Annotated in this window: 18 protein-coding genes; 11 read left to right on the forward strand and 7 right to left on the reverse strand. The window is 72.5% G+C overall.

Annotated elements, in window-relative coordinates:
• The first annotated feature begins 79 nt into the window (after positions 1 to 79).
• The 8 genes from F3L20_RS13510 (at position 80) to F3L20_RS13545 (ending at position 11,141) form a co-directional block, all read left to right on the forward strand.
• Positions 80 to 2,224, forward strand: coding sequence for a hypothetical protein (locus F3L20_RS13510; protein WP_150154600.1), 2,145 nt, complete (start codon positions 80 to 82; stop codon positions 2,222 to 2,224).
• A gap of 172 nt (positions 2,225 to 2,396) precedes the next feature.
• Positions 2,397 to 3,239, forward strand: coding sequence for a nitrilase-related carbon-nitrogen hydrolase (locus F3L20_RS13515; protein WP_150154601.1), 843 nt, complete (start codon positions 2,397 to 2,399; stop codon positions 3,237 to 3,239).
• On the forward strand, positions 3,236 to 4,522 hold the full coding sequence (locus F3L20_RS13520) for an aspartate aminotransferase family protein (protein WP_150154602.1): 1,287 nt from the start codon (positions 3,236 to 3,238) through the stop codon (positions 4,520 to 4,522). Before F3L20_RS13515 ends, F3L20_RS13520 begins: the two co-directional genes overlap by 4 nt.
• A 26-nt stretch (positions 4,523 to 4,548) precedes the next feature.
• Complete coding sequence (locus F3L20_RS13525) at positions 4,549 to 6,108, forward strand: PucR family transcriptional regulator (protein WP_150154603.1); 1,560 nt, start codon at positions 4,549 to 4,551, stop codon at positions 6,106 to 6,108.
• A gap of 155 nt (positions 6,109 to 6,263) precedes the next feature.
• Positions 6,264 to 7,106, forward strand: coding sequence for a nitrilase-related carbon-nitrogen hydrolase (locus F3L20_RS13530; RefSeq protein ID WP_150154604.1), 843 nt, complete (start codon positions 6,264 to 6,266; stop codon positions 7,104 to 7,106).
• Between the two features lie 70 nt (positions 7,107 to 7,176).
• Complete coding sequence (gene hydA, locus F3L20_RS13535) at positions 7,177 to 8,580, forward strand: dihydropyrimidinase (protein ID WP_150154605.1); 1,404 nt, start codon at positions 7,177 to 7,179, stop codon at positions 8,578 to 8,580.
• Positions 8,581 to 8,591: 11 nt separating this feature from the next.
• On the forward strand, positions 8,592 to 9,593 hold the full coding sequence (locus F3L20_RS13540; protein WP_150154606.1) for a TIGR03842 family LLM class F420-dependent oxidoreductase: 1,002 nt from the start codon (positions 8,592 to 8,594) through the stop codon (positions 9,591 to 9,593).
• A gap of 27 nt (positions 9,594 to 9,620) precedes the next feature.
• Complete coding sequence (locus tag F3L20_RS13545) at positions 9,621 to 11,141, forward strand: NCS1 family nucleobase:cation symporter-1 (protein WP_150154607.1); 1,521 nt, start codon at positions 9,621 to 9,623, stop codon at positions 11,139 to 11,141.
• A gap of 40 nt (positions 11,142 to 11,181) precedes the next feature.
• On the opposite strand, the gene F3L20_RS13550 is transcribed toward F3L20_RS13545, so the two are convergent.
• The 7 genes from F3L20_RS13550 to F3L20_RS13580 all read right to left on the reverse strand — a co-directional run bounded on the left by F3L20_RS13550 (position 11,182) and on the right by F3L20_RS13580 (position 20,000).
• The gene (locus F3L20_RS13550; protein WP_150154608.1) at positions 11,182 to 12,033 is read right to left on the reverse strand and encodes a CAP domain-containing protein; all 852 of its coding nucleotides are present in this window, start codon (positions 12,031 to 12,033) and stop codon (positions 11,182 to 11,184) included.
• A 359-nt stretch (positions 12,034 to 12,392) separates the two neighbouring features.
• Entirely contained in the window at positions 12,393 to 13,058 is a 666-nt protein-coding gene (locus tag F3L20_RS13555) for a hypothetical protein (protein WP_150154609.1), read from the reverse strand.
• A gap of 179 nt (positions 13,059 to 13,237) precedes the next feature.
• Positions 13,238 to 14,302 (reverse strand): lipoate--protein ligase family protein, encoded by a 1,065-nt coding sequence (locus F3L20_RS13560; protein WP_150154610.1) that lies wholly within the window; start codon positions 14,300 to 14,302, stop codon positions 13,238 to 13,240.
• A 123-nt stretch (positions 14,303 to 14,425) separates the two neighbouring features.
• Positions 14,426 to 15,451 (reverse strand): ABC transporter ATP-binding protein, encoded by a 1,026-nt coding sequence (locus tag F3L20_RS13565; RefSeq protein ID WP_240810892.1) that lies wholly within the window; start codon positions 15,449 to 15,451, stop codon positions 14,426 to 14,428.
• On the reverse strand, positions 15,448 to 17,421 hold the full coding sequence (locus tag F3L20_RS13570) for a dipeptide/oligopeptide/nickel ABC transporter permease/ATP-binding protein (protein WP_150154611.1): 1,974 nt from the start codon (positions 17,419 to 17,421) through the stop codon (positions 15,448 to 15,450). Before F3L20_RS13570 ends, F3L20_RS13565 begins: the two co-directional genes overlap by 4 nt.
• Positions 17,421 to 18,371: an ABC transporter permease gene (locus tag F3L20_RS13575; RefSeq protein ID WP_150154612.1), complete on the reverse strand. Its 951-nt coding sequence runs from the start codon at positions 18,369 to 18,371 to the stop codon at positions 17,421 to 17,423. The genes F3L20_RS13570 and F3L20_RS13575 overlap by 1 nt, the downstream gene beginning before the upstream one ends.
• Positions 18,372 to 18,446: 75 nt before the next feature.
• Positions 18,447 to 20,000: an ABC transporter substrate-binding protein gene (locus F3L20_RS13580; RefSeq protein WP_150157321.1), complete on the reverse strand. Its 1,554-nt coding sequence runs from the start codon at positions 19,998 to 20,000 to the stop codon at positions 18,447 to 18,449.
• A gap of 202 nt (positions 20,001 to 20,202) precedes the next feature.
• Between F3L20_RS13580 and F3L20_RS13585 the strand changes: the two genes are divergently transcribed.
• The 3 genes from F3L20_RS13585 to F3L20_RS13595 all read left to right on the forward strand — a co-directional run bounded on the left by F3L20_RS13585 (position 20,203) and on the right by F3L20_RS13595 (position 23,725).
• Positions 20,203 to 20,955: a FadR/GntR family transcriptional regulator gene (locus F3L20_RS13585; protein WP_150154613.1), complete on the forward strand. Its 753-nt coding sequence runs from the start codon at positions 20,203 to 20,205 to the stop codon at positions 20,953 to 20,955.
• A 252-nt stretch (positions 20,956 to 21,207) separates the two neighbouring features.
• Entirely contained in the window at positions 21,208 to 22,227 is a 1,020-nt protein-coding gene (locus tag F3L20_RS13590) for an acetylxylan esterase (protein ID WP_150154614.1), read from the forward strand.
• Between the two features lie 25 nt (positions 22,228 to 22,252).
• Positions 22,253 to 23,725, forward strand: a complete 1,473-nt coding sequence (locus F3L20_RS13595) for an exo-alpha-sialidase (RefSeq protein WP_150154615.1) — start codon at positions 22,253 to 22,255, stop codon at positions 23,723 to 23,725.
• Positions 23,726 to 23,800 lie beyond the last annotated feature (75 nt).

Here is a 23,800-nt window from a genome sequence, read left to right on the forward strand (position 1 = left end):
AAACTCGCCGTAGCGCCGCCGTAACACGCCGGGTGTTACCTACGGAGTCGAGTACTCCGGAATCCGGCGGGAGTTGACTATGGCTGCGGAGCAACTTCCGGACGCCGTCCGGGAGTTCACGGACCACCTGCGGGACCTGCTGGCACGGCTGGACCGGTACGCGGGCTGGTGCCTGGTGTTCTGGCAGCGCGACCCCGACGGCATGCGGGCGTGTCTCGAAGGACGCGAACCGCCGCCCTGGGACGTGGTGGAGTCCCTGCTCCAGGATCTCGCCGCCGCCCATGGACCCGCGGTCGCCGAGGCGGAGGCTCCGCGGGCGCGCTTGCTGTACGCCGAGGCGACCACCGCGTTCGACGGCCGGCCCGGTGCCCGGCAGGCCCTGAGTGACCGGCTCGACGTCATGCTGCGCGAGCAGCGGTACGCGGCGGACCGCCGCGCCGAGCTGACGCGCCGGCTCGCCTCGGCAGCCGGCCGCGAGGAAGCCGACGCCCTCGGCAACGACCTCGCCTGGGCCGAGGACGACCACCGCCGTGCGGCCGCCCGCTGCGCGGAACTCACCGCCCGTATGGCGGCCCTCGACCGGCGCACCCGCACGAACACGGCTCCCACGGACCGGTACGCGTCCTGTCCCACCGGCACGGCAGCACGGAGCGACGCCGCCCCGCATGCCGGCCCTGGGTCATCGGGCGGTCCCGCGCACCCCGCCGGTCCCGCGTCGCCAGGCGGTCCCGCGCACCCCGCCGGCCCTGGGTCACCGGGCGGTCCCGCGCACCTCGCCGGTCCTGGGTCACCGGGCGGTCCCGCGCACCTCGCCGGTCCTACGTCGCCGGGCGGCTCGTCACACCCCGCCGGTCCCGCGTCGCCGGGCGGTCCCGCGCACCCCGCCGGTCCTACGTCGCCGGGCGGCTCGTCACACCCCGCCGGTCCTACGTCGCCGGGCGGTCCCGCGCACCCCGCCGGCCCTGGGTCACCGGGCGGTCCCGCGCACCCCGCCGGTGCCGCGTCGCCGGGCGGTCCTGCCCCGCTCGGCCCCGCCACCCCGAGCCGCTCCGGTCCCGCCCCGCAGCAGCACGGAAACTGGGACTCGGACCGGACCCGGCAGGGTCGCCCGACCCCGGCCGGGCCCGGTCCGCGGCAGCACGCGAACCCGGCCCCCGGGCCGGGACGGCGCCCGACTCCAGCCCCCGGCCCGCAGCAGCACGTAGGCCCGGCCGCGGATGCGGCCCAGCCGGGGTATCGCCCGATCCCGGCTCCCGGTCCGCAGCGGCACACGGGCCCAGCCCCGGACGCCACCGGGCACGGAGACCGCTCGGCCCCGGGCCCCGCCCCGCGCGGGCGTCGCCCGGAGCCGAGCGTCGAGGCGGAGCACTCGCGGCCGGCTCCGCCCCGCTCACGGCAGGAGCAGTACCCGGCCCCCGAACCCGTACCTCCCGAACTGCGCGCCGCGCAGCAGCACGTCCCGCCGGCCCCGCCCGCCGACGGCAACCCGCCCGCGCCGCCCCGCAAGCGGCGGCGCGGCGGTGCTCGGTTCGCCGGGGTGGAGGACGGCGGGGAGGCGCCCGTCGTCGCGCCGGCCGCCGCCGTCCCGGAACTGCCCGTCGCCGCCTCCGTCTCCCGCGGCGCCCGCTTCGCCGGGGCCGCCGCGGACGAGGCCGAGCAGGCTGGGCCGCCTGCCGGGGAGCGGGCCGGCGTGGAAGACCTGAGGCAGGCCGGACACCTGGTGCGCACCCTCGTACGACTGCGCCGCGAGGGACGCGCCGGCGAGGCGCACGCCGTGCTGAACGACGCCGCCTACTGGCCCGCCGTACGGTTCCCGCTGCTGGCCGACGAGATGGAGCGGGCCGGACTGGGGGCCGACTGGGCGACCCTGCTGTGGGAGGCGGCCGCGTCGCTGCCCGCCGAACGCCTCGTCGCCGCCGCCGACGCGCTGACCGAGGCGGGCCGCGCGGAGGACGGCGAGCAGATCCTGCGGCAGGGCGTCGTACGGCCGGCCGACGAGATAGGCCAGGCCGCCCTCGCCCTGGCCGAAGGCAGCCGCCACCGCGAGCTGCGGGCCCTGCTGGACGCCTGTGTCCGGATGCGCACCCCGCAGGACGCCGCCCGCACCGCGGCCCCCGACCCCCGGCGCCTGGTGCCGCTGCTGCTGACGGCGGCCCGGGGCGTCTCGGAGGAGCGGCACTGGGACGTGCTGCACGCCCTGCGCGTGGCGGGACTGGCCGCCTGACCGGGGGCCGGCGGCCGGGCGGACTCACCCACAGGGGTGTCAATCCGGATCGACTCCACGGCCCGCACGACGATGGTCTTGGCAAGGCCGTCCGGGAGGCTTACGTTCGTCCCTCTACGGCCGTCTCTACGGGCGTAGAGGCGCTGACGTCGCGTCGAAGGAGCAGCAGCTCATGCCCAACGTCGTAACCGCCGCCCTGGTCCAGGCCACCTGGACCGGCGACACCGAGTCCATGCTGGCGAAACACGAGGAGCACGCCCGCGAGGCGGCCCGGCGGGGCGCGAAGGTCATCGGGTTCCAGGAGGTGTTCAACGCCCCCTACTTCTGCCAGGTCCAGGAGGCCGAGCACTACCGCTGGGCCGAGGAGGTCCCCGACGGCCCCACCGTGCGCCGGATGCGGGAGCTCGCCCGCGAGACCGGCATGGTGGTCGTCGCCCCCGTCTTCGAGATCGAGCAGTCCGGCCACTACTACAACACCGCCGCCGTGATCGACGCGGACGGCACCTACCTCGGCAAGTACCGCAAGCACCACATCCCGCAGGTGAAGGGCTTCTGGGAGAAGTTCTACTTCCGCCCGGGCAACCTCGGCTGGCCCGTCTTCGACACCGCCGTGGGCAAGGTCGGCGTCTACATCTGCTACGACCGCCACTTCCCCGAGGGATGGCGGCAACTCGGCATCAACGGCGCCCAGTTGGTCTACAACCCGTCGGCCACGCACCGCGGTCTGTCGGCCCACCTGTGGCAGCTGGAACAGCCCGCGGCCGCCGTGGCCAACGAGTACTTCGTCGCCGCCATCAACCGCGTGGGCGTCGAGGAGTACGGGGACAACGACTTCTACGGCACGAGCTACTTCGTCGACCCGCGCGGACAGTTCGTCGGCGACCTCGCCAGCGACAGCAAGGAGGAACTGGTGGTCCGGGAACTGGACTTCGACCTCGTCGACGAGGTGCGGCAGCAGTGGGCCTTCTACCGCGACCGCCGCCCCGACGCCTACGAAGGGCTGGTGCGGCCGTGAACGACGACCTGCTGAGCCGCCACCGCTCCGTGCTGCCCGACTGGCTCGCCCTCTACTACGACGAGCCCCTCGAGATCACCCATGGCGAGGGACGCCACGTCTGGGACTCCCGGGGCAACCGCTACCTCGACTTCTTCGGCGGCATCCTCACCACCATGACCGCCCACGCCCTGCCCGAGGTCACCAAGGCGGTGACCGAACAGGCCGGGCGGATCCTGCACTCCTCCACCCTCTACCTCAACCGGCCGATGGTGGACCTCGCCGAACGGATCGCCACGCTCAGCGGCATCCCCGACGCCCGGGTCTTCTTCACCACCTCCGGCACCGAGGCCAACGACACCGCCCTGCTGCTCGCCACCACCTACCGCCGCAGCAACACGGTCCTGGCGATGCGCAACAGCTACCACGGACGCTCCTTCAGCTCCGTCGGCATCACCGGCAACCGCGGCTGGTCCCCCACCTCGCTCTCCCCGCTGCAGACCCTCTACGTGCACGGCGGGGTCCGCACCCGGGGCCCGTTCGCCGGCCTCGACGACTACGACTTCGTCGCCGCCTGCGTCGACGACCTCAAGGACCTCCTCGGACACACCCGCCCGCCCGCCGCGCTGATCGCCGAGCCGATCCAGGGCGTCGGCGGCTTCACCTCCCCGCCCGACGGGCTCTACGCGGCCTTCCGTGAGGTGCTGCACGAGCGCGGTGTCCTGTGGATCGCCGACGAGGTGCAGACCGGATGGGGCCGCACCGGCGAGCACTTCTGGGGCTGGCAGGCGCACGGCCGCAGCGGCCCGCCCGACATGCTGACCTTCGCCAAGGGGATCGGCAACGGCATGTCCATCGGCGGGGTCGTCGCCCGCGCCGAGATCATGAACTGCCTGGACGCCAACAGCATCTCGACGTTCGGCGGCACCCAGATCACCATGGCGGCGGGCCTGGCCAACCTCAACTACCTCCTGGAACACGACCTCCAGGGCAACGCGCGCCGGGTCGGCGGGCTGCTCATCGAACGGCTGCGGGCCGCCGCCGCGCAGGTCCCGGCCGTCCGGGAGGTGCGCGGACGCGGCCTGATGATCGGCATCGAGCTCAGCACACCGGGCACCGACGAGGCCGACCCGGCCGCGGCGTCCGCCGTCCTGGAGGCGGCCCGCAGGGGCGGCCTGCTCATCGGCAAGGGCGGCGGCCATGACACCAGCGCCCTGCGCGTCGCCCCGCCGCTCTCCCTCAACGTCGCGGAGGCCGAGGAGGGCGCCGCGATCCTCGAGGACGCCCTGAGGAGCATCCAGTAGCCCCACACGCACGGGAGGACGCCGCCATGACGACCTGGGAGCCACCGGCACCGTCCCTCTCGGTCCGGCAGGTCCTCGCCCTGGAGCGGGTGCTCGCCGGACAGCCCGAGGTGGTGGCCGGCGCCGGCCGGCTGGACCGGCCGGTGCGCTGGGTGCACGTCGCCGAGGCGGCCGACGTCGGGGTGATGCTCAGCGGCGGCGAGATGGTGCTCACCACCGGGGTGCTGCTCGCCGGCGACGAGGACAAGCAGGCGGAGTACGTCCGCTCCCTGCACCGCGCCGAGGCCTCCGCCGTGGTCCTGGGCCTCGGCCGGGCCTTCCCGTCCCCGCCGGAGACCATGCGGCGGGTGGCCGAACGCTGCCAGCTTCCCCTCGTCGTGCTCCACCGCCCGTTCCCCTTCGCCCAGTTGACCGAGGAGGTCCAGTCCCGGCTGGTGCGGCGGAAGTTCGCCGCCGTCAGCCTGTCCGAGGCGGTCCGCACCGAACTCACCGCACTCATCACCGGCGGCGCCCCGCTCCAGCGGCTGCTCGACGAGATCGCCCGGCACAGCGGCTGCCCCGTCGTCGTCACCAACCTCGCCCACCGCGTCCTCGGCACGGCGGGGGAGCGGCCGGCCGTCGACGACGTGCTGCGCGACTGGGAGCGCATCGCCCGGCAGGCCGGCCGCAGCGAGGGCGACGGCTGGATCCGCGCCGAGCTCGGCGGGCGGGGCGGGCACTGGGGCCGGCTGGTGCTGTGCGGCTACCGCGGCGACACGGAGACCGGGCGGCTGCTCGCCGACCGGGGCGCCGAGGCCCTGGTGCTGCACCGCATGCTCGGCGGCGCGGACGGTTCCTGGGAGGAACAGTCCGCGCTGAGCCTGGTGACCGACCTGGTCGGCGGTGCCGTACCGGCCCGGCACCTGCTGCCCCGGGCGCGGGCGGCCGGGCTGCCGGTGAACCGGCGCACCTTCGTGCCGCTCGTCGTGCACGGCCGCCGGGCCGCCCCGCTGGACCGCGTGCTGCGGCTGCTCGGCCTGCCCGGCGTCGCCGGGGAGCTGTCGGCCACCGCGACCGCCGTGCTGCTCAGCCTCGCCCGTGACCAGGACGCCGAGGCGCTCACCGCGCACTTCGCGGCCCGGCTGCGCGCCGAACCGGCGGACGGGCCCGTCGTGGTGGCGGCCGCCGGCGCCCGTACCTCCTTCGAGGACGTGCCCGCCGGGCTGCGCGAGGCACGGCATGTCGCGGACGCGGTGGCGGACTCCGCCGCCGCCCTGGACCTGCCGCCCGTGGTGCGGCTGCGGGACGTCCATCTGCGGGGCCTGATCCGTCTGTTGCGGGACGAGCCGCAGGTGCAGTCGTTCGCCGAGAGGGAGCTGGCGGGGCTGCTGTGCGACCCCGGCGAGGACCTCCTGCCGGTGCTGCGCACGTACCTGGCGACCGGCCGCAACAAGTCCCGTACCGCGCAGCTGCACCACGTCTCCCGGCCCGCGCTGTACCGCCGCCTGGAGGCGATACAGATACGGCTGGGGGTGGACCTGGACGACTTCGAACAGGCCGCCTCCCTGCACATCGCACTCCTCGCGCACGACGCGCAACACCACTGAAACGAGCGACCACCTGCGGCAACGGCGGTGACACATGGGATCGTCCGCGGATGACACGGTGACACGCCGCACCCCGGCAGACGTGACACGCTGCCACTCAAAGCGCGCTCGTCCGCTTCCTAGGCTCACTGCACACCGAGCGACCGGAGGTCCCGATGAGCCGAGTGATCCGAGCCGCCGTCTTCCAGACCGCCTGGACGGGCGACAAGGAATCGATGATCCAGGTCCACGAGCAGGCCGCCCGCGACGCGGCCGCGCAGGGCGCTCATGTGCTGTGCTTCCAGGAGCTGTTCTACGGGCCGTACTTCTGCCAGGTGCAGGACCCCGCCTTCTACGAGTACGCCGAACGCATCCCGGACGGTCCGGTCGTCGAGCGCTTCCAGCGCCTCGCCCGGGAGCTGGGCCTTGTCCTGGTGCTCCCGATGTACGAGGAGGAGCAGCCCGGCGTCCTGTACAACACGGCCGCCGTGATCGACGCCGACGGCAGCTACCTCGGCAAGTACCGCAAGACGCACATCCCGCAGGTCAAGGGGTTCTGGGAGAAGTTCTACTTCCGCCCGGGGAACAGCGGCTGGCCCGTCTTCGACACACAGGCCGGCCGGATCGGCGTCTACATCTGCTACGACCGTCACTTCCCCGAGGGCTGGCGCGCGCTCGGACTCGCGGGCGCGGAGGTCGTCTTCAACCCGTCGGCCACCTCCCGGGGGCTGTCCGGCTACCTCTGGCAGCTGGAACAGCCGGCGGCGGCCGTCGCCAACGAGTACTTCGTCGGCGCCATCAACCGGGTGGGCGTCGAGGAGTACGGCGACAACGACTTCTACGGCACCAGCTACTTCGTCGACCCGGAGGCCCGTTTCGTGGGCGAGGTCGCCAGCGACAAGGAGACCGAGCTCGTCGTCCGCGACCTGGACCTGGCCCAACTCCGCGAGGTCCGCGACCGCTGGCAGTTCTACCGCGACCGCGCCCCGGGCGCCTACGGCCCCCTGACAGCGCCCTGAAGGGGCGCGGGGAACTGCGCGACCAACCACGAACAACCCGCACGCACCCACATCGAGGAGCGACCCGGACATGAGCACCAGCACCGTGATCCGCGGCGGCTTGGTCATCACCGCCTCCGACGAACTACACGCGGACGTCCTCATGGAAGACGGCCGCATCGCGGCCCTGGCCGCCTCCGGCACCCCCGCCGCCGAGGCGTTCACCGCCGAGCGGACCGTCGACGCCACCGGGAAGTACGTGATCCCGGGCGGGGTCGACGCGCACACCCACATGGAGCTGCCGTTCGGCGGCACCTTCGCCTCCGACACCTTCGAGACCGGCACCCGCGCCGCCGCCTGGGGCGGCACCACCACGATCGTCGACTTCGCGGTGCAGAGCGTCGGGCGCGGCCTGCGCGAGGGCCTGGACGCCTGGCACGCCAAGGCGGAGGGCAACTGCGCGATCGACTACGCCTTCCACATGATCGTGTCGGACGTGAACGACGAGACGCTCAAGGAAATGGACCTCCTCGTGGAGGAGGGCGTCACCTCGTTCAAACAGTTCATGGCCTACCCCGGCGTCTTCTACTCCGACGACGGCCAGATCCTCCGCGCCATGCAGCGCTCCGCCGACAACGGCGGCCTGATCATGATGCACGCCGAGAACGGCATCGCCATCGACGTCCTCGTCGAGCAGGCCCTCGCCCGCGGCGAGACCGACCCCCGCTTCCACGGCGAGGTCCGCAAGGCACTCCTGGAGGCCGAGGCCACCCACCGCGCCATCCGGCTCGCGCAGGTCGCCGGCGCCCCGCTGTACGTCGTGCACGTCTCCGCCACCGAGGCGGTCGCCGAACTCGCCAGGGCCCGCGACCAGGGACTGAACGTCTTCGGCGAGACCTGCCCGCAGTACCTGTTCCTGTCCACCGACAACCTCGCCGAGCCGGACTTCGAGGGCGCCAAGTACGTGTGCAGCACGCCCCTGCGCCCCAGGGAGCACCAGGCCGCGCTGTGGCGGGGCCTGTGCACCAACGACCTCCAGGTGGTCTCCACCGACCACTGCCCGTTCTGCTTCACCGGCCAGAAGGAACTCGGCCGCGGCGACTTCTCCAAGATCCCCAACGGGCTGCCGGGCGTGGAGAACCGCATGGACCTGCTCCACCAGGCCGTCCTCGACGGGCACATCACCCGCCGCCGCTGGATCGAGATCGCCTGCGCCACCCCGGCCCGGATGTTCGGCCTGTACCCGAAGAAGGGCACCGTCGCGCCGGGCGCCGACGCCGACGTGGTGATCTACGACCCGGCGGCCGAGCAGGTCATGTCCGCCGACACCCACCACATGAACGTCGACTACTCGGCCTATGAGGGCAAGCGGGTCACCGGCCGCGTCGAGACCGTGTTCTCGCGCGGGGTCCCCGTCGTCACCGACCGGGAGTACACCGGACACGCCGGACACGGCGTCTACACCCCGCGTTCCACCTGTCAGTACCTCACCTAGGAGCGGAGCGCATGGACTTCGGCCTCGTCCTGCAGACCGACCCGCCGGCCTCGCGGGTCATCAGCCTGATGAAGCGCGCCGAGCGCAACGGGTTCACCCACGGGTGGACCTTCGACTCGGCCGTGCTGTGGCAGGAACCCTTCGTCGTCTACAGCCAGATCCTCGCCCACACCACGACCCTCACCGTCGGCCCGATGGTCACCAACCCGGGCACCCGCACCTGGGAGGTCACCGCCTCCACCTTCGCCACCCTCAACGACATGTACGGCAACCGCACCGTCTGCGGCATCGGCCGCGGCGACTCGGCGATGCGCGTCGCCGGACGCAGGCCCAACACCCTGGCCCGGCTCGGCGAGGCGATCGACGTGATCCGCGACCTCGCCGAGGGGCGCGAGGCCGAGGTGGACGGACAACCGATGCGGCTGCCGTGGGTGCGCGACGGGAAACTGCCGGTCTGGATGGCCGCCTACGGCCCCAAGGCGCTCGCCCTCACCGGACGGAAGGCCGACGGCTTCATCCTGCAGCTCGCCGACCCCTTCCTCACCGAGTGGATGGTCAAGGCCGTACGGAACGCCGCCGCCGAGGCGGGCCGCGACCCGGACGCGGTCACCATCTGCGTCGCCGCACCCGCGTACGTCGGCGACGACCTCGCGCACGCCCGGGAGCAGTGCCGCTGGTTCGGCGGGATGGTCGGCAACCACGTCGCCGACCTGGTCTCCCGCTACGGCGACCACTCCGGCATGGTCCCCGAGGCGCTGACCGACTACATCAAGGGCCGCCAAGGCTACGACTACAGCCACCACGGACGGGCCGGCAACCCGTCCACGGACTTCGTGCCCGACGAGATCGTGGACCGCTTCTGCCTCCTCGGCCCGCCCGAGGCGCACATCGAGAAGCTGCGGGCACTGCGCGACCTGGGCGTGGACCAGTTCGCGGTGTACGACATGCACGACGCGCAGGAAACGACGATCGACGCGTACGGCGCGGAGATCATCCCGGCACTCAGCGACTGAACCGGTACCACTGCGAAAGGCACGCCCATGACCGCGACCGTTCCGCCGGCGCCGTCCGAGAATCCCATACCCGACCCGGCGGGGCGCGTCGAGCTCCCGCCGGGCACCGCCCTCACCGATGCCCGCTTCGTCAACGACGACCTGCTGCCCGTACCGCTGGCCCGCCGCCGCTGGACCACGTACAACTTCACCGCCCTGTGGGTGGGGATGGCGCACAACATCCCGTCCTGGCTGCTGGCGTCCGGGCTGGTCGCGCTCGGCATGGACTGGAAGCAGGCCGTCTTCACCATCGCGCTCGCCAACGTCATCGTGCTCGCGCCGATGCTGCTGACCGGGCACGCCGGCCCCAAGTACGGCATCCCGTTCCCGGTGCTGGCCCGTGCCTCCTTCGGGCTGCGCGGCGCCAATCTGCCCGCCCTGATCCGGGCGGGGGTCGCCTGCGCCTGGTTCGGCATCCAGACCTGGATCGGCGGCCAGGGCATCTTCGTCCTGCTCGGCAAGCTGTTCGGCGGCTGGGCCGAGGCGTCCGAGGTGGGCGGCCAGCCGTGGACGCTGTGGGTGTGCTTCGTGCTGTTCTGGGCGCTCGAACTGGCCATCATCTACCGGGGGATGGAGACGCTGCGGCGATTCGAGAACTGGGCCGCGCCGTTCGTCATCGTGGGCGCGCTGGTCCTGCTGGCGTGGGTCGCGAACAAGGCCGGCGGTCTCGGTCCGCTGCTCGACCAGCCCTCGAAGCTGGGCTGGGGCGCCGACTTCTGGCCGGTGTTCTTCCCGTCCCTGATGGGCATGATCGCCTTCTGGTCGACCCTCAGCCTCAACATCCCCGACTTCACCCGCTTCGGCGCGGGGCAGCGCGCCCAGGTCTGGGGGCAGACGCTCGGACTGCCCACCACCATGACGCTGTTCGCGCTGCTGTCGGTGTTCGTCACCTCCGGCTCGCAGGCCGTCTACGGCGCCGCCCTCTGGGACCCGGTGGAGCTGGCCGCCAAGACCGACAACGTCTTCGGGCTGCTCTTCGCGCTGATCACCGTGCTCGTCGCCACGATCTCCGTGAACATCGCCGCCAACGTGGTGTCACCGGCGTACGACCTGGCGAACCTGGCGCCGCGCCTCATCAGCTTCCGCGCCGGCGCGCTGATCACCGGTGTCGTGGGTGTGGTCATCATGCCGTGGAAGCTCACCGAGACACCGGAGCTGTACATCTTCACCTGGCTCGGCCTGGTCGGCGGGCTGCTCGGCACGGTCGCCGGCATCCTCATCGCCGACTACTGGATCGTGCGCCGCACGGTGCTGGACCTGCCCGACCTGTACACGCCGGGCGGACGCTACTGGTACACCTCCGGCTGGAACGTGCACGCCGTCGTGGCCTTCGCGGTCGGCGGGGTGCTCGCGGTGGGCGGCTCCCACTCGGCCCCGGGCAAGGGCCCCTTCCCGCAGGACGGGCTCATTCCCTTCCTGAAGCCCCTCGCGGACTACGGCTGGGCGGTGGGCCTGGCGGCCTCGCTCGTCGTGTACGTCGCGCTCATGGCGGGGCGGCGGCGGGTGTGAGGGCCCGCCGCCGCCCCGGGGGCGCCCGGGGAAGCCGGCCTCAGCGGGCCGTGCCGAAGTCCTGCGTCCAGTAGGTGCCGGACAGGCCGACGCCGATCTCCTTGAACGAGCAGTTGAGGATGTTCGCCTTGTGGCCGGGGCTGGTCATCCAGCCCTGCATCACCTGCTCCGGGGTGGAGTAGCCGTAGGCGACGTTCTCGCCGTAGGTGCTCCAGGTGTAACCGGCGCGGGTGATGCGGGCACCGGGGTCCGACCCGTCCGAGCCGGTGTGCGACATGGTTCCGGTCGACGCCATGTCCTCGCTGTGCCGCTGCGCGGCCGTGTTCAGGGTGGCGTTGGCCGTCACCGGGGAGCAGCCGGCCCCGGCACGCTCGGCGTTGACCAGCTCCACGACCCGGGCGACGGCGCCGGAGGCCGTGGCGGGCGGCTTCGGAGCCGCGGTCGTGGGCTTCGGGGCGGCCGTCGTCGGCTTCGGGGCGGACGCGGTCGGCGACGACGCCGAGGGCTTGGGGGCGGCCGTGGTGGGCTTCGGGGCCGCCGTGGTGGAGGAGGGGGCCGCGGTGGTGGACCCTGCCTTCTTCCTCGGCTTGTGGGACTGCTTGCCGCCGTGCTGCTTGCGGCTCTCCTTCGTCGGGCTCGCGGAGGCGCTCGGCGAGTCCGACGCCACCGGCGTGGGGTCGGCGTCGTGCTGGCTGCGCCAGCGGCCGTACCAGCCGGGTCCGTCCCAGCGGTCCTCGCCGACGGACGGCACCGCGGTCGTGCGGTCCTCCCGCTGCCCGCCGTCCGGCCAGTCGGTACAGGCCATGGCGACCGAGGGTATGCCTATGACGCCGACGGCGACCGCGGCGACGACCGTCCGCCGGTACTTCTGCTGATGGCGATGCTTTCCCATACGTGACCTCACCCCTCGGTGTGCGGAGGCTGGTCATTCTTGGGACGGCCCGGCGCGGGGCGCAAAGGGCCGGTCTACTACTCGCTTTCGTAGATCCACGAGGGCCTTGCGACGGGCGGGGGAGCGTGCCGGTCCGCCCGGACGAGGCCGGGCGGACCGTCTGGCGTCGCGTCAGAAAGCGCCCTGCGCCGACGGACCGGGGTCCTGCGGATCCCGGCCGGACCACCGCCCGCACGGGCCCGGTCCGCTGTCCGGCCAAGACGGACAAGTCCCCCATGTCGCCGCCGCGAGGTCTACTAACCGACCCGGTCAGATCGGGAACGGGCTGTGACAGATGTCACGGAACCATTGGTTCCGGATCAGCCTCGCGCCTTCGTCAGCGCGGCCACCGCTTCCTTGGCGGCCTTGATCGCGCCCTTGTTGATCTCCTCCGTACCCGGCGCCTTCTTCGACTCGAAGTCGCTGCCGTTGTACGTGACGATCACCAGCGCGTTGGCGGAGCGGGCCACCACGACGCCCTCACGCGTCTGCTGCTTGTCCTCGGTGGTGAGGTTCACGACCGAGTACGCGGCGTCACCGACCCCCGGCACCGCGCCCCCGCCGCTCTTCTCCTCCAGCCGCCCGCCGTACGACTGCTCCGCCGCCTCGTCGGAGTCCAGCACCTCGAACGACACGTCGAGCCAGCGGTACTCGTAGCCTTTGAGCGCGTTCCACGAGCAGGTACGGCGCAGGCCGGAGTCCGTGGACGGTATCTCCTTGCCGGCCGTCTTGGCGCCCGGCACAAGGGACTTGACGGTCGTGGCGCTCAGCGCGGTGCACGGCGCGGGCGCCGCGGCGTACGTCTTCACCGCCCGCGTCTCGGACGGGGCGGTCGGGGACTGGGCCGCCGTCTTCCCGGTCGGCTTCTTCTCGGGCGCCTCGGGCGGGGCCAGCGGGCCGGAGGACAGCGCCCATCCGGCCGCGGCGAGGACGACCACCGGGGACAGACGGGCGGTCAGGGCGATCGGCAGAGGCAAGGAACGCACGGCGCACTTCTCGTGGGGGACGGTGCGGAGGGGGTCCGCACAGCGGACGGGACGCCAGTGTCACACGCATCGTCACGGTGCGGAAGGGCTCAACTCGCTCCGTAGGCGCGCGGTGACGGGGTGGTCCCGCGGCGGCGGCCGGTTGCCGTTGTTCCTCTGCGAATAGGGGGATTTGAGCGTCAGGGCACCCGGGCGACCCACTCCGGCGAGGTGAACTTCGTCCGCACGAGTTCCCGCGCGCGCGACAGCTCCTCGTCCGTCACCTTGCCCTCCGTCAGGCCGTACCGGGCGCGGAAGGAATCGACCATCCGCCCGATGACCTCCTCGCGCGCCAGGCCGGTCTGCCGGCGCAGCGGGTCCACCCGCTTCTTCGCGCTCCTGGTGCCCTTGTCGGACAGCTTCTCCTTGCCGATGCGCAGCACCTCGAGCATCTTGTCCGCGTCGATGTCGTACGACATCGTCACGTGGTGCAGCACCGCGCCGGGTCCGCCGCCGGGGCCCACGATCCGCTTCTGCGCGGCGCCGGCGATCTTGCCCTGGTCGGTGGCGATGTCGTTCAGCGGCTGGTACCAGGCCTTGATGCCCATGTCGCCGAGCGCGCCGAGCACCCAGTCGTCGAGGTAGGCGTAGCTGTCCTGGAAGGACAGGCCCTGCACCAGGGCCTCCGGCACCGACAGCGAGTAGGTGATGGTGTTGCCGGGCTCCACGAACATCGCCCCGCCGCCGGAGATGCGGCGCACCACGTCGACGCCGTGCCGGCGGGCGCCGTCGGCGTCCACCTCGTTGCGCAGCGACTGGAAGCTGCCGATGATCACCGCGGGGGAGGCCCACTCCCACACCCGCAGCGTCGGAGGCCGCCGGCCCGCGGCGACCTCGGCGGTCAGTACCTCGTCCAGGGCCATGTGCAACGCGGGCGGCTGGGGACCTTCGTGGACGAGCTGCCAGTCGTAGTCGGTCCAGTCGGTGGCGTGCGCGAGCGCGCGGCGCACCGCGATGCCGACGCCCTCCGAGGTGAGCCCGTACATCACGGTGCCCTGGGGCAGGGCGGCGTCGATGCGCGCGGCGAGACCGGCGGCGTCGGTGTCGGCCGGGGCGCCCTCCAGGGCGCCGTTCACGGCGTCCAGTGCCTCGTCGGGTTCGAGGAAGAAGTCGCCCGCCACGCGCACGTGACGCAGCGCGCCGTCCTCCACGTCGATGTCCACGACGACGAGCTTGCCGCCGGGGACCTTGTACTCACCGTGCACGACTCCGCCTCTCCTGTACCCCTGGTCGCCAACACCGGCGGGAAGGGAGATGTTCCCCCGTTCCCCGCCGGCGCCGACACCGACGGGGTGGGGGACGGATCCCGGCCCCGCCGGTGTCGGCGGTCAGACCGCGTGGGCGGCCGGGACGGTGTCGGGCCCGGCGGCCGGCTGCGGGTGGACGCAGTGCCAGCGGTGGCCGTCCGGGCCGTCGGAGACGGCCGGGAACACGGTGGCGCAGGCGTCGTCCGCCTTCCAGCAGCGGGTGCGGAACGGACAGCCGGACGGCGGGTTCGTCGCCGAGGGCACCGGACCGTGCAGCACGATCCGCTCCGGACGCTCCAGCAGACTCGGCGTGGCCGACAGCAGCGCCTCGGTGTACGGGTGCCGGGAGCCGCCCGTGACCTGTGCGGACCGGCCCTCCTCCACCACACGGCCGAGGTACAGCACCGCGATGCGGTCGGCCAGGTACCGCACGGTCTGCACGTCGTGGGAGATGAAGACCATCGCCAGACCGAGCCGGGCGCGCAGGTCCACCAGGAGGTTGAGGATCTGCGCGCGCACCGACACGTCCAGGGCGCTGGTCGGCTCGTCGGCGACGATCAGCTCCGGCTCCAGGGCCAGCGCGCGGGCGATCGCCACCCGCTGACGCTGCCCGCCCGACAGCTGGCCGGGCAGCGCGCCCAGGGTGTGCCCGGGCAGGCCCACCAGGTCCAGCAGCTCCTCGACGCGCTGCTCACGCCCGGCGCGGGTGCCCCGGGCGTGCACGTCCAGCGGGTCCCGCAGGATCCGCCGTACCGGAAGGCGCGGATTCAGGGCGGTGGACGGGTCCTGGAAGACCACGCCGACGCTTGCCCCGAAGCGGCTGCGGCGTTCCGCCGCCGGCATCGTCCACAGGTCCTGGCCCTTGAAGTACACCTGACCCTCGGTCGGACGCTGGAGCCCGGTGACCACCCGGGCCAGGGTGGACTTGCCGCAGCCCGACTCCCCGACCAGGCCGAGAATCTCGCCGCGCCGGACCTCCAGCGAGGCGTCGGTCAGGGCGTGCACGGCGTCCCGGCGCAGGATGCCTCCGCTGCGCGCCTTGTGCCGGACATGGATGCCGTCGAGCCGGACCAGCGGGTCCGTCATGGTTTCCTCGGGGGCGGTCATCGGGCACCCTCCAGCGACTTGGCCGACGGGCGCACGGGCGCCGGATGATGGCAGGCGAACAGGTGGTCGGGGGAGTCGCCGCGGTCGGTGGCCCGCGGCGGGGTGGTGGCGCACAGCTCGGTGGCGGCGGTGCAGCGCGAGACGAACCGGCAGCCGGCGCCGAACGCCTTCGGCGCGGGCACCACACCGCGGATCTGGTGCAGCCGCTCGGCGCCCGCCTCCAGCGAGACGACGGAGCCCAGCAGGCCCCGGCTGTAGTGGTGCGCCGGGTCGGTCAGCAGCGCCCGGGTGTCACCGGCCTCCGCGACCTGCCCGGCGTACATGACCGCGACCCGGTGGGCGAGGTCGCCGACCAGGGCCAGGTCGTGCGAGACCAGCACCATGGCGAAGCCGAGTTCGTCGCGCAGCCTCACCAGCAGCTCGACGACCTGGGCCTGCACGGTCACGTCGAGCGCCGTGGTCGGCTCGTCGGCGATCAGCAGCCGCGGGCTGCGGGAGAGCGCCATCGCGATGAGCACGCGCTGGCGCTGGCCGCCGGAGAGCTCGTGCGGGTAGCTGCGCAGGGTGCGCTCGGGGGACAGGCCGACCAGTTCGAGCAGTTCGGCCGGGGTCCGGGTGCCGCCCCGGGAAGTGAGCCGCTTGAGCTGGGTGCCGATCAGCACCGACGGGTTCAGCGACGACATGGCGTCCTGGTAGACCATCGCGATCTCCGGGCCCATGAGGGCGCGCCGCTCCCGGGGCGACAGCTTCAGCAGGTCACGGCCCCGGTAGAGGATCTCGCCGGTCGCCACGGCGTTGCGCGCCAGCAGGCCCATGACGGCCAGGCTGGTGATCGACTTGCCGCAGCCCGACTCGCCGACCAGTCCCAGCGTCTCGCCCTCGCGGACGGTGAAGGAGATGCCGTCGACGACGGCGATGTCGCCGTAGCGGTCGGGGAAGCGGATCGACAGGTCGCGTACGACGAGCAGGTCGGCGGCGTCCTCGGCCAGCGGCGGCACGGCGCCTTCCGTGGCCTCGATCCGGGTGGCGAGCTCGGTGAGCGCGGCGTCGGCGGCGGTCCGGTCGGCGGCAGGCTCGGCGGCGGCGATCTTCTCGACGGTGTCGCCGCCGTCGGCGCGGGCCTTGTCCGGGGAGGCGGCGGCGTCCGTCATGCCCTCGGACAGGACGTTCAGCGCGAGCACCGTGATCAGCAGGCACAGGCCCGGGAAGAGGGTCGCCCACCAGCCGCCGGAGAGCAGGATCTGCCGGCCGTAGGCCAGCACGCTGCCCCAGCTGGGGTCGGGGTCCTGCACGCCCGCGCCGATGAAGGACAGGCTCGCCTCGAAGATGATCGAGTCGGCCACCATGACGGTCGCGAACACCAGTACCGGAGCCGCGCAGTTGACGGCGACGTGCCGGGCCACGATGTAGTGGCGGCGGGCGCCGACGACCTGCTCCGCGGCGACGTAGTCCTCGCCGTACTGCTCCAGCACGTTGGCCCGGACGACCCGGGCGAGCGACGGGGAGTAGACGAAGGCGATGGTGAAGATGATGACCGGGACGCTGGCCCCGAACACGGCCACCAGCACGGCGGCCAGCGCGATCGGCGGGAACGACATGACGACGTCCAGCGTGCGCATCACCGACTCGTCGGCGAACTTGCGCGAGGTGGCCGCCAGGGCGCCCAGGGACGAGCCGATGGCCAGCGCGAGGAGGGTCGCGCCGAACCCGATGACCAGGGAGTAGCGGGCGCCGTGCACGACGCGGGCGAACACGTCGCGGCCGGCCCGGTCGGTGCCGAACCAGTGGTCGGCGCCCGGCGGCAGGGCCGGGGTGCCGGTGGCGAGCGGGTCCTGGGTGAGCAGCGGTGCGAAGACGGCGCCCAGCACGACGACGAGGAGGACCGCGAGGGCGATCCGGGAGGGCACGGGCAGGCGACGCAGGCGGGTGCCGGGCCGGAGCCGCTCGGCGAGGGAGCGTGGAGCGAACATCACACCGTCCTGATGCGCGGGTTGACGAGCAGGTAGAGCAGGTCGACGACGACGTTGACCACGAGGAACGCGACGGCGATGGTCAGCACGGTGCCTTGGACCAGCCCCACGTCGCCCCCGTTGACGCCTTCGAGGATCAGCTTGCCCATGCCGGGCAGGTCGAAGATCGCCTCGATGACCACGGCGCCGCTGAGCATGTAGCCCACCTTGACGCCGAGCACGGTCAGCGGGGTGATCAGGGAGTTGCGCAGCACCGACCGGATGATCAGGGACGGCGGCAGGCCGCTGCCGCGGGCGGTGCGCACGTAGTCCCGGTCGAGTTCGGCGACCATCGAGGTGCGGATCAGCCGGGCCAGCGAGGAGGCGACCGGCAGGGCGAGGGCCACGGCGGGCAGGGTGAGGCTCTGCAGCCAGCCGGTGAAGGAGTCGGCCGGATTGACGTAGCCGCCGGTCGGGAGGACCGGCATGTTCAGCGCGAACTGCTGGATGAGCAGGACACCGATCCAGAACGAGGGCAGGGCGATGCCGATCATCGACAGCACCCGGAAGACCTGGTCGGGCCAGCGGTCGCGGTACACGGCGCTGGTGACGCCGAGGGCCAGGGCCAGCACGATGGCCAGCGTGAGGCCGAGCAGCGTCAGCTGGAGGGTGAGCGGGAACGCGTTGGCGATCCGGTCGGCGACCGGCTGGCTGGGCGCCACGGTGACCCCGAGGTCCCCCTGCACCAGATCGCCGAGGAAGGCGAAGTACCGGACGGGCAGCGGGTCGTTGAGACCGTTCTCCTCGGCGAACGCGGCACGTGCCTCGGGACTCGCGCTGTCTCCGAGGGCGTTGTAGGCGGGGTCGGCCGGCGAGAACTGCAGGACGACGAAGACCAGCAGGGCGATGCCGAGGATCATCACCGGCATCATCGCGACGCGGCGCAGCGCGAGCCGGAGAAAAGCAACCATCGTGAGGTTCCTAGCGATTGGGGCGGGGGCCGCCGCCCGTCACGGCGCGGCGGCCCGTCGGCCGGGGCGTGCGGGTCAGGCGCGGCCGACGTCGATGAAGGACAGCCCGGTGGTGGGCAGCGGCTTGAACCCGGGCAGCGTCCCGTCCCGCCAGGCGGTGGGCAGCTTGCGGTGCAGCACCGGGTACAGGGCGGCCTCGTCGGCGACCGTGTCGGTCACCTGGGCCCACAGTTCCGTGCGCTTCGCCTCGTCGGCCTCCGCGGCGGCCTTGTCCAGCAGCGACTTGACCTTCTTGTAGGCGGCGCTGCCCGCCCAGCCGTAGCGGTTCTCCGGCCAGAAGCCGTAGTAGAACCAGCGCAGCAGCAGGTCCGCGTCGTTGCCGAAGACGGACGGGTCGCCCGGCGCGGCCAGGGCCTCGAAGTCACCCTTGTCGATCTTGGCGTACTGCGCCGCGGACTGCTGGATGTCGAGCTTGGCCTCGACGCCGACCGCGGCCCAGCTCTCCTTGATCAGCGGAGCGATGTCCTTGACCCAGCCGTTGTCGGTGAGCAGCAGGGTGAAGGACAGCTTGCCCACGCCCGCGTCGGCGAGCAGCTTCCTGGCCTTGGCCGGGTCGTGGCCGTAGACGGTGGCGGCCTCGCGGTGGTCGGGGTGCGTGGCCGGCACGTAGCCGGTGGCGGCCTCGGCGTTGCCCAGCAGGGCGGTGGAGATGATCTTCTCGGTGTCGAGCGCGTAGTGCAGGGCCTGGCGCACCCGCTTGTCCGCGAAGCGCTTGTCCTTGCAGTTGAACATCAGGAAGAGCAGGCCGAAGGACTGGACGGACTCCACCTTGTCCTTGCCGGTGATGCCCTTCACGTCGATGTAGGGCACGTCCTCGATGGCCTGGACCCGGCCGGACTTGAGCGCGCTGACCCGGGCGGACGGGTCGGAGATCAGGTGCCAGACCATCTTCTTGGCCTTGGCGGGGTGCGGGCCGTTGTACTTGTCGTACGCCTCCATGACGATCTTGTCCTCGCGGACCGCCGACACGAAGCGGTAGGGACCGGAGCCGACCGGCTTGGCGTCGAAGGCCTTGGCGTCGGCGCCGGCGATCTTCTTCGGCACGATCCGCACCACGGATATCCGCGAGGGGAAGAGGGCGAAGGCGTACTTCAGCTTGAACTCGACCGTCGTCGTGTCGACCGCGGTCACCTGGTCGACGAAGGGCACGAACTGCGCCATGAGCGAGGCGTTCTTCGGGTCGAGGACCCGCTCGAAGCTGAACACCACGTCCTCGGCGGTGACCGGCGAGCCGTCGTGGAAAGTGGCACCCTTGCGGAGGGTCGCCCGGTAGGTGGTGGCGTTGATCTTCTTCGGCATCTCGGTGGCCAGCGTCGGCCGGGCGACCAGCGTGGCCGGGTCGAGGTCCACCAGACCCTCGAAGATGTGCATGTTGGCGGCGAACGGGGTCGCGCCGGAGGTGACCATGGGGTCGAAGCCCGTGGAGAGCGGGTACGACAGCCCCGCTTCGATGGTGTCGGTGCCGCCGCCGGAACCACCGGAGCCGTCACCGGTGCTGCCCGGACCGCCGCAGGCGGACAGGCCCGCGGTGATGGCGGTCGCCGCACCGAGGGCGCCGGTGTATCTCATGAAGGTGCGGCGGTCGACGCCGGTTGCGCTGCGCGGGGTCAAGGAACCCTCCTGGCGGGAGTCAAAGACGGGCGAGGAAGCGGAATGGCTGATTCTGTACGACGCTCGGGCGTGAACGTATCTCGCCGAGATGCATCAGACGTCTGATGTCTGATGCTTGATAGCGTGGGAACGTAGTCGGGCAAGGGAGAGGGGTCAAGAGGTGGCGGTGGGACAAAGGGCGATTCGGGGTGCCGAACCGGAACCCAAGGCGGTGCGACAGCCGTTGCGCCAGGAGGTCGTGGACGGGATCAAGTCGTACATTCTGCGCAACGAGCTACGCCCCGGCGACCCGCTGCCGACCGAGCCCGCCCTGTGCGAGGCGCTCGGTGCCAGCCGTTCCAGCGTGCGCGAGGCGATCAGGATCCTCACCGCCCTCGACATCGTCGAGGTGCGGCACGGGCACGGCACCTACGTGGGCAGGCTGAGCCTGTCCGCGCTGGTGGAGAGCCTGGCGTTCCGCGGACTGCTCAGCCCGGACGACGACTTCCAGGTGATGAGCGACCTCATTGAGGTCCGTGAGCTGTTCGAGCGGGGCATGGCCGAGCGGCTCGTCGAGGCGCTCAGCGACCAGCAGATCGACCGGCTGGCCGGGCTGGTCGACGAGATGCGCCGGGCCGGCGCCGGAGAGGGGCACGGCTTCGTCGAGGCCGACCGCGCCTTCCACACCCTGCTGCTCGCACCTCTGGGCAACGACCTCATCGGCCAGCTCTCCTCGGCGTTCTGGGACGTCTACGTCATCGTCGCGCCGCACCTCGACGTCTTCACGCACGAGCACGAGGCGGCCACCATCGCCAACCACCAGCGCATCGTGGACGCGGTGCGCGAACGGGACGCCGCCGAGTTCGCCGCGGCGCTGAGCGAGCACTACGAGCCCGTGCGGCAGCGCATCGCGGAGGCCCGGGCGCGCCGCTGACCGGCGCCGACACGGCGGATGCGGCCCCAGTCGCCGGGGGCCGCATCCGCCGTTCCCTTGCGGGGGCGGGGCGATCCCGACGCCATGGAGGCGCGGTCCCGTCCGTCACGTGGGGGCGGTCTCCGCTTCTCGGGGGCACTTGACGGCCGTGTGCCCGGTCTCTAGGGTCCCAGGACAGCAGACATCAGACGTCTGCTCTTGCCCGTCACCGCGCTGCGCCGCGCGCACGCCTCACCCCACCGGGGCCCTTCCATGCCGCTCACGGACCTCACCCTCGCCGAGTGCCTCGCACTCCGCCCCGACCTCGACGAACCCGCCGACCTCGACGCGTTCTGGGCCCGCACCCTGCGCACGGCGCGCGCGGCCGGCGCACCCCCGCGCTACACCCTTGAGGTCACGGGCCTGACCCAGGTGACGACCTACGACGTGACCGTGCCCGGCTTCGCGGGCGAACCGGTGCGGGGCTGGCTGCACCTGCCCGCCGGGGCCGTGGGGCCGCTCGGCTGCGTCGTGGAGTTCCTCGGCTACGGGCGCGGCCGCGGACTGCCGCACGAGCAGGTGCTCTGGGCCAACGCCGGCTACGCCCACTTCATCATGGACACCCGCGGCCAGGGCTGGTCCACCGCCGCCGGCGCCACCCCCGACACCGCTTCCCTGCACGGCGACGTGCCCGGCTTCCTGACCCGCGGTGTCGACAGCCCCGACGACCACTACTACCGGCGCGTCCACACCGACGCCGTGCGCTTCACCGAGGCCGCCCGCGCCCACCCGGCCGTCGACCCGGACCGCGTGGTCGTCACCGGACACAGCCAGGGCGGCGGCATCGCGCTCGCCGTCGCCGGACTCGTCCCGGGACTCGCCGGCGTCATGCCCGACACCCCGTTCCTGTGCGACATCCGCCGCGCGGCACTGATCGCCGGCGCACCGCCCTACACCGAGATCGCGGAGTACCTGAGCCTGCACCGCGACCGTGTCGAGACGGTGTTCACCACGCTGTCCTACGTCGACGCGGCCCTGCTGGCCGCCCGCGCCACCGCCCCGGCCCTGTTCTCCATCGCCATGATGGACGCCGTCTGCCCGCCCTCCACCTGCTTCGCCGCCTACCACCTCTACGGCGGCGCCAAGGACCTCAAGGTCTACGAGTTCAACGGCCACGAGGGCGGCGCCGGACACCACCGGCGCGCACAACTCGCCTGGGTACGGGCGCTGTTCTCCACTTCCCGGCCCGCCGACCCCGGCGTCTCCACCCTGCACGATCCCCAGCTCGCCTGACCCCTCACCGAGAAGAGGCACGTTCATGCAGCGCAGAGCCACTCTCGCCGTCACCACCGCGGGCGCCGCCCTGGCCCTCCTGGTCGCCGGCACCCCCGCCGCGCAGGCCGCCGTCCCCGCACCCGGCACGCTCGTCTCGCAGGACATCGCCACCGCCGGCAGCGGCTCCCCGTACTACCGCATCCCCGCCCTGACCCGCACCACCAAGGGCACGCTGCTCGCCGCCTACGACGCCCGCCCCACCCTTGGCGACCTGCCCGGCAACCTCGGCGTGGTGCTGCGCCGCAGCACCGACGGCGGCACCACCTGGCAGGCCCAGCAGGTGATCCGCAAGGAGGCCGCGCCCAAGGGCTTCGGCGACCCCAGCCTCCTCGTCGACCGTGAGACCGGCCGCGTGTTCGTCTTCTACGCGGCCTCCGTGAACCAGGGCTTCTTCGGCTCGGGCACCGGCAACGACGAGAGCGACCCGAACGTCCTCCAGGCCGACTACAGCTACTCCGACGACGACGGCCTGACCTGGACGCACGAGCGGATCACCGCCGAGATCAAGAACCCGGCCTGGGCGGGCATGTTCGCCGCCTCCGGCGAGGGCATCCAGGTGCGCAACGGCACCTACAAGGGCCGCCTGATCCAGCAGTACGCCATCCGCAACAACGGCGCCAACTACGCGGTCAGCGCCTACAGCGACGACCACGGCGCCACCTGGAAAATGGGCACGCCCGTCGGCCCCGGCGGCGACGAGAACAAGACCGTCGAGCTGTCCGACGGCCGCATCATGCTCAACAACCGCTCCGCCCCCTACCGCACGGTCGCGTACTCCTCCGACGGCGGCGTCACCTACACGCCGTTCCAGCAGGACAAGGAGCTGCCCGACCCCGCCAACAACGGGTCCGTCGCCCGCTTCGCACCCGACGTGCCGGCCACCCATCCCCGGGCCCAGTGGCTGATGTTCAGCAACACGGCGACCACCAACAGCCGCAGCAACCTCACCGTCCGCCTGTCCTGCGACAACGGGCAGAACTGGCCGGTCCGCAAGACGGTGGAGTCCGGCGCCGCCGCCTACTCCACCCTCACGCCGCTCGGCACCGGCACCGCGGGCAACGACCGGGTGGGCCTGCTCTGGGAGCGCGCCAACTACCAGCACATCACCTACTCCTCCTTCGACGTGCAGTGGCTCGGCGGCGTCTGCGCGCCCGTCACCGTCACCCCGCCCGCGTCCCTGCCCGCCGGGAGGACCACCGAGGTGACCGTCCGCGTCGTCAGTCAGAACGACAGGGACCTCCCCTCCGGCTCGGTCTCGCTGACCCTGCCGTCCGGCTGGAGCGCCCCCACGGTCACCGTGCCCGCGCTCAAGCCCGGCCAGGGCGCCAACATGAAGATCCCCGTCACCGTCCCGGCGAACGCCACCGCGGGCGCCGCGCCGACGACCGCGGCCTACCTCGTCCGCGGCAGCCAGCGGTCCTACGGTGACGGCACCCTCACCGTGACCACGTCCTGACCCCGGCGCCCCGGGCCGCCCGCACGCCACGCGGCGGCGGGCGGCCCGGGGCCCCCGTACCACCATCCGCACAGC

The organism is Streptomyces tendae (assembly GCF_008632955.1).
Classification (GTDB): domain Bacteria; phylum Actinomycetota; class Actinomycetes; order Streptomycetales; family Streptomycetaceae; genus Streptomyces.

What these genes read in the sequence shown, in the direction of transcription:
- F3L20_RS13515 (WP_150154601.1), top strand. Translation starts at nt 2,397, where the DNA reads ATGCCCAACGTCGTAACCGCCGCCCTGGTCCAGGCCACCTGGACCGGC.
- F3L20_RS13545 (WP_150154607.1), top strand. Translation starts at nt 9,621, where the DNA reads ATGACCGCGACCGTTCCGCCGGCGCCGTCCGAGAATCCCATACCCGAC.
- F3L20_RS13575 (WP_150154612.1), bottom strand. Translation starts at nt 18,371, where the DNA reads ATGGTTGCTTTTCTCCGGCTCGCGCTGCGCCGCGTCGCGATGATGCCG.
- hydA (WP_150154605.1), top strand. Translation starts at nt 7,177, where the DNA reads ATGAGCACCAGCACCGTGATCCGCGGCGGCTTGGTCATCACCGCCTCC.
- F3L20_RS13590 (WP_150154614.1), top strand. Translation starts at nt 21,208, where the DNA reads ATGCCGCTCACGGACCTCACCCTCGCCGAGTGCCTCGCACTCCGCCCC.
- F3L20_RS13565 (WP_240810892.1), bottom strand. Translation starts at nt 15,451, where the DNA reads ATGACCGCCCCCGAGGAAACCATGACGGACCCGCTGGTCCGGCTCGAC.
- F3L20_RS13595 (WP_150154615.1), top strand. Translation starts at nt 22,253, where the DNA reads ATGCAGCGCAGAGCCACTCTCGCCGTCACCACCGCGGGCGCCGCCCTG.
- F3L20_RS13525 (WP_150154603.1), top strand. Translation starts at nt 4,549, where the DNA reads ATGACGACCTGGGAGCCACCGGCACCGTCCCTCTCGGTCCGGCAGGTC.
- F3L20_RS13530 (WP_150154604.1), top strand. Translation starts at nt 6,264, where the DNA reads ATGAGCCGAGTGATCCGAGCCGCCGTCTTCCAGACCGCCTGGACGGGC.
- F3L20_RS13570 (WP_150154611.1), bottom strand. Translation starts at nt 17,421, where the DNA reads ATGTTCGCTCCACGCTCCCTCGCCGAGCGGCTCCGGCCCGGCACCCGC.
- F3L20_RS13550 (WP_150154608.1), bottom strand. Translation starts at nt 12,033, where the DNA reads ATGGGAAAGCATCGCCATCAGCAGAAGTACCGGCGGACGGTCGTCGCC.
- F3L20_RS13510 (WP_150154600.1), top strand. Translation starts at nt 80, where the DNA reads ATGGCTGCGGAGCAACTTCCGGACGCCGTCCGGGAGTTCACGGACCAC.
- F3L20_RS13540 (WP_150154606.1), top strand. Translation starts at nt 8,592, where the DNA reads ATGGACTTCGGCCTCGTCCTGCAGACCGACCCGCCGGCCTCGCGGGTC.
- F3L20_RS13580 (WP_150157321.1), bottom strand. Translation starts at nt 20,000, where the DNA reads ATGAGATACACCGGCGCCCTCGGTGCGGCGACCGCCATCACCGCGGGC.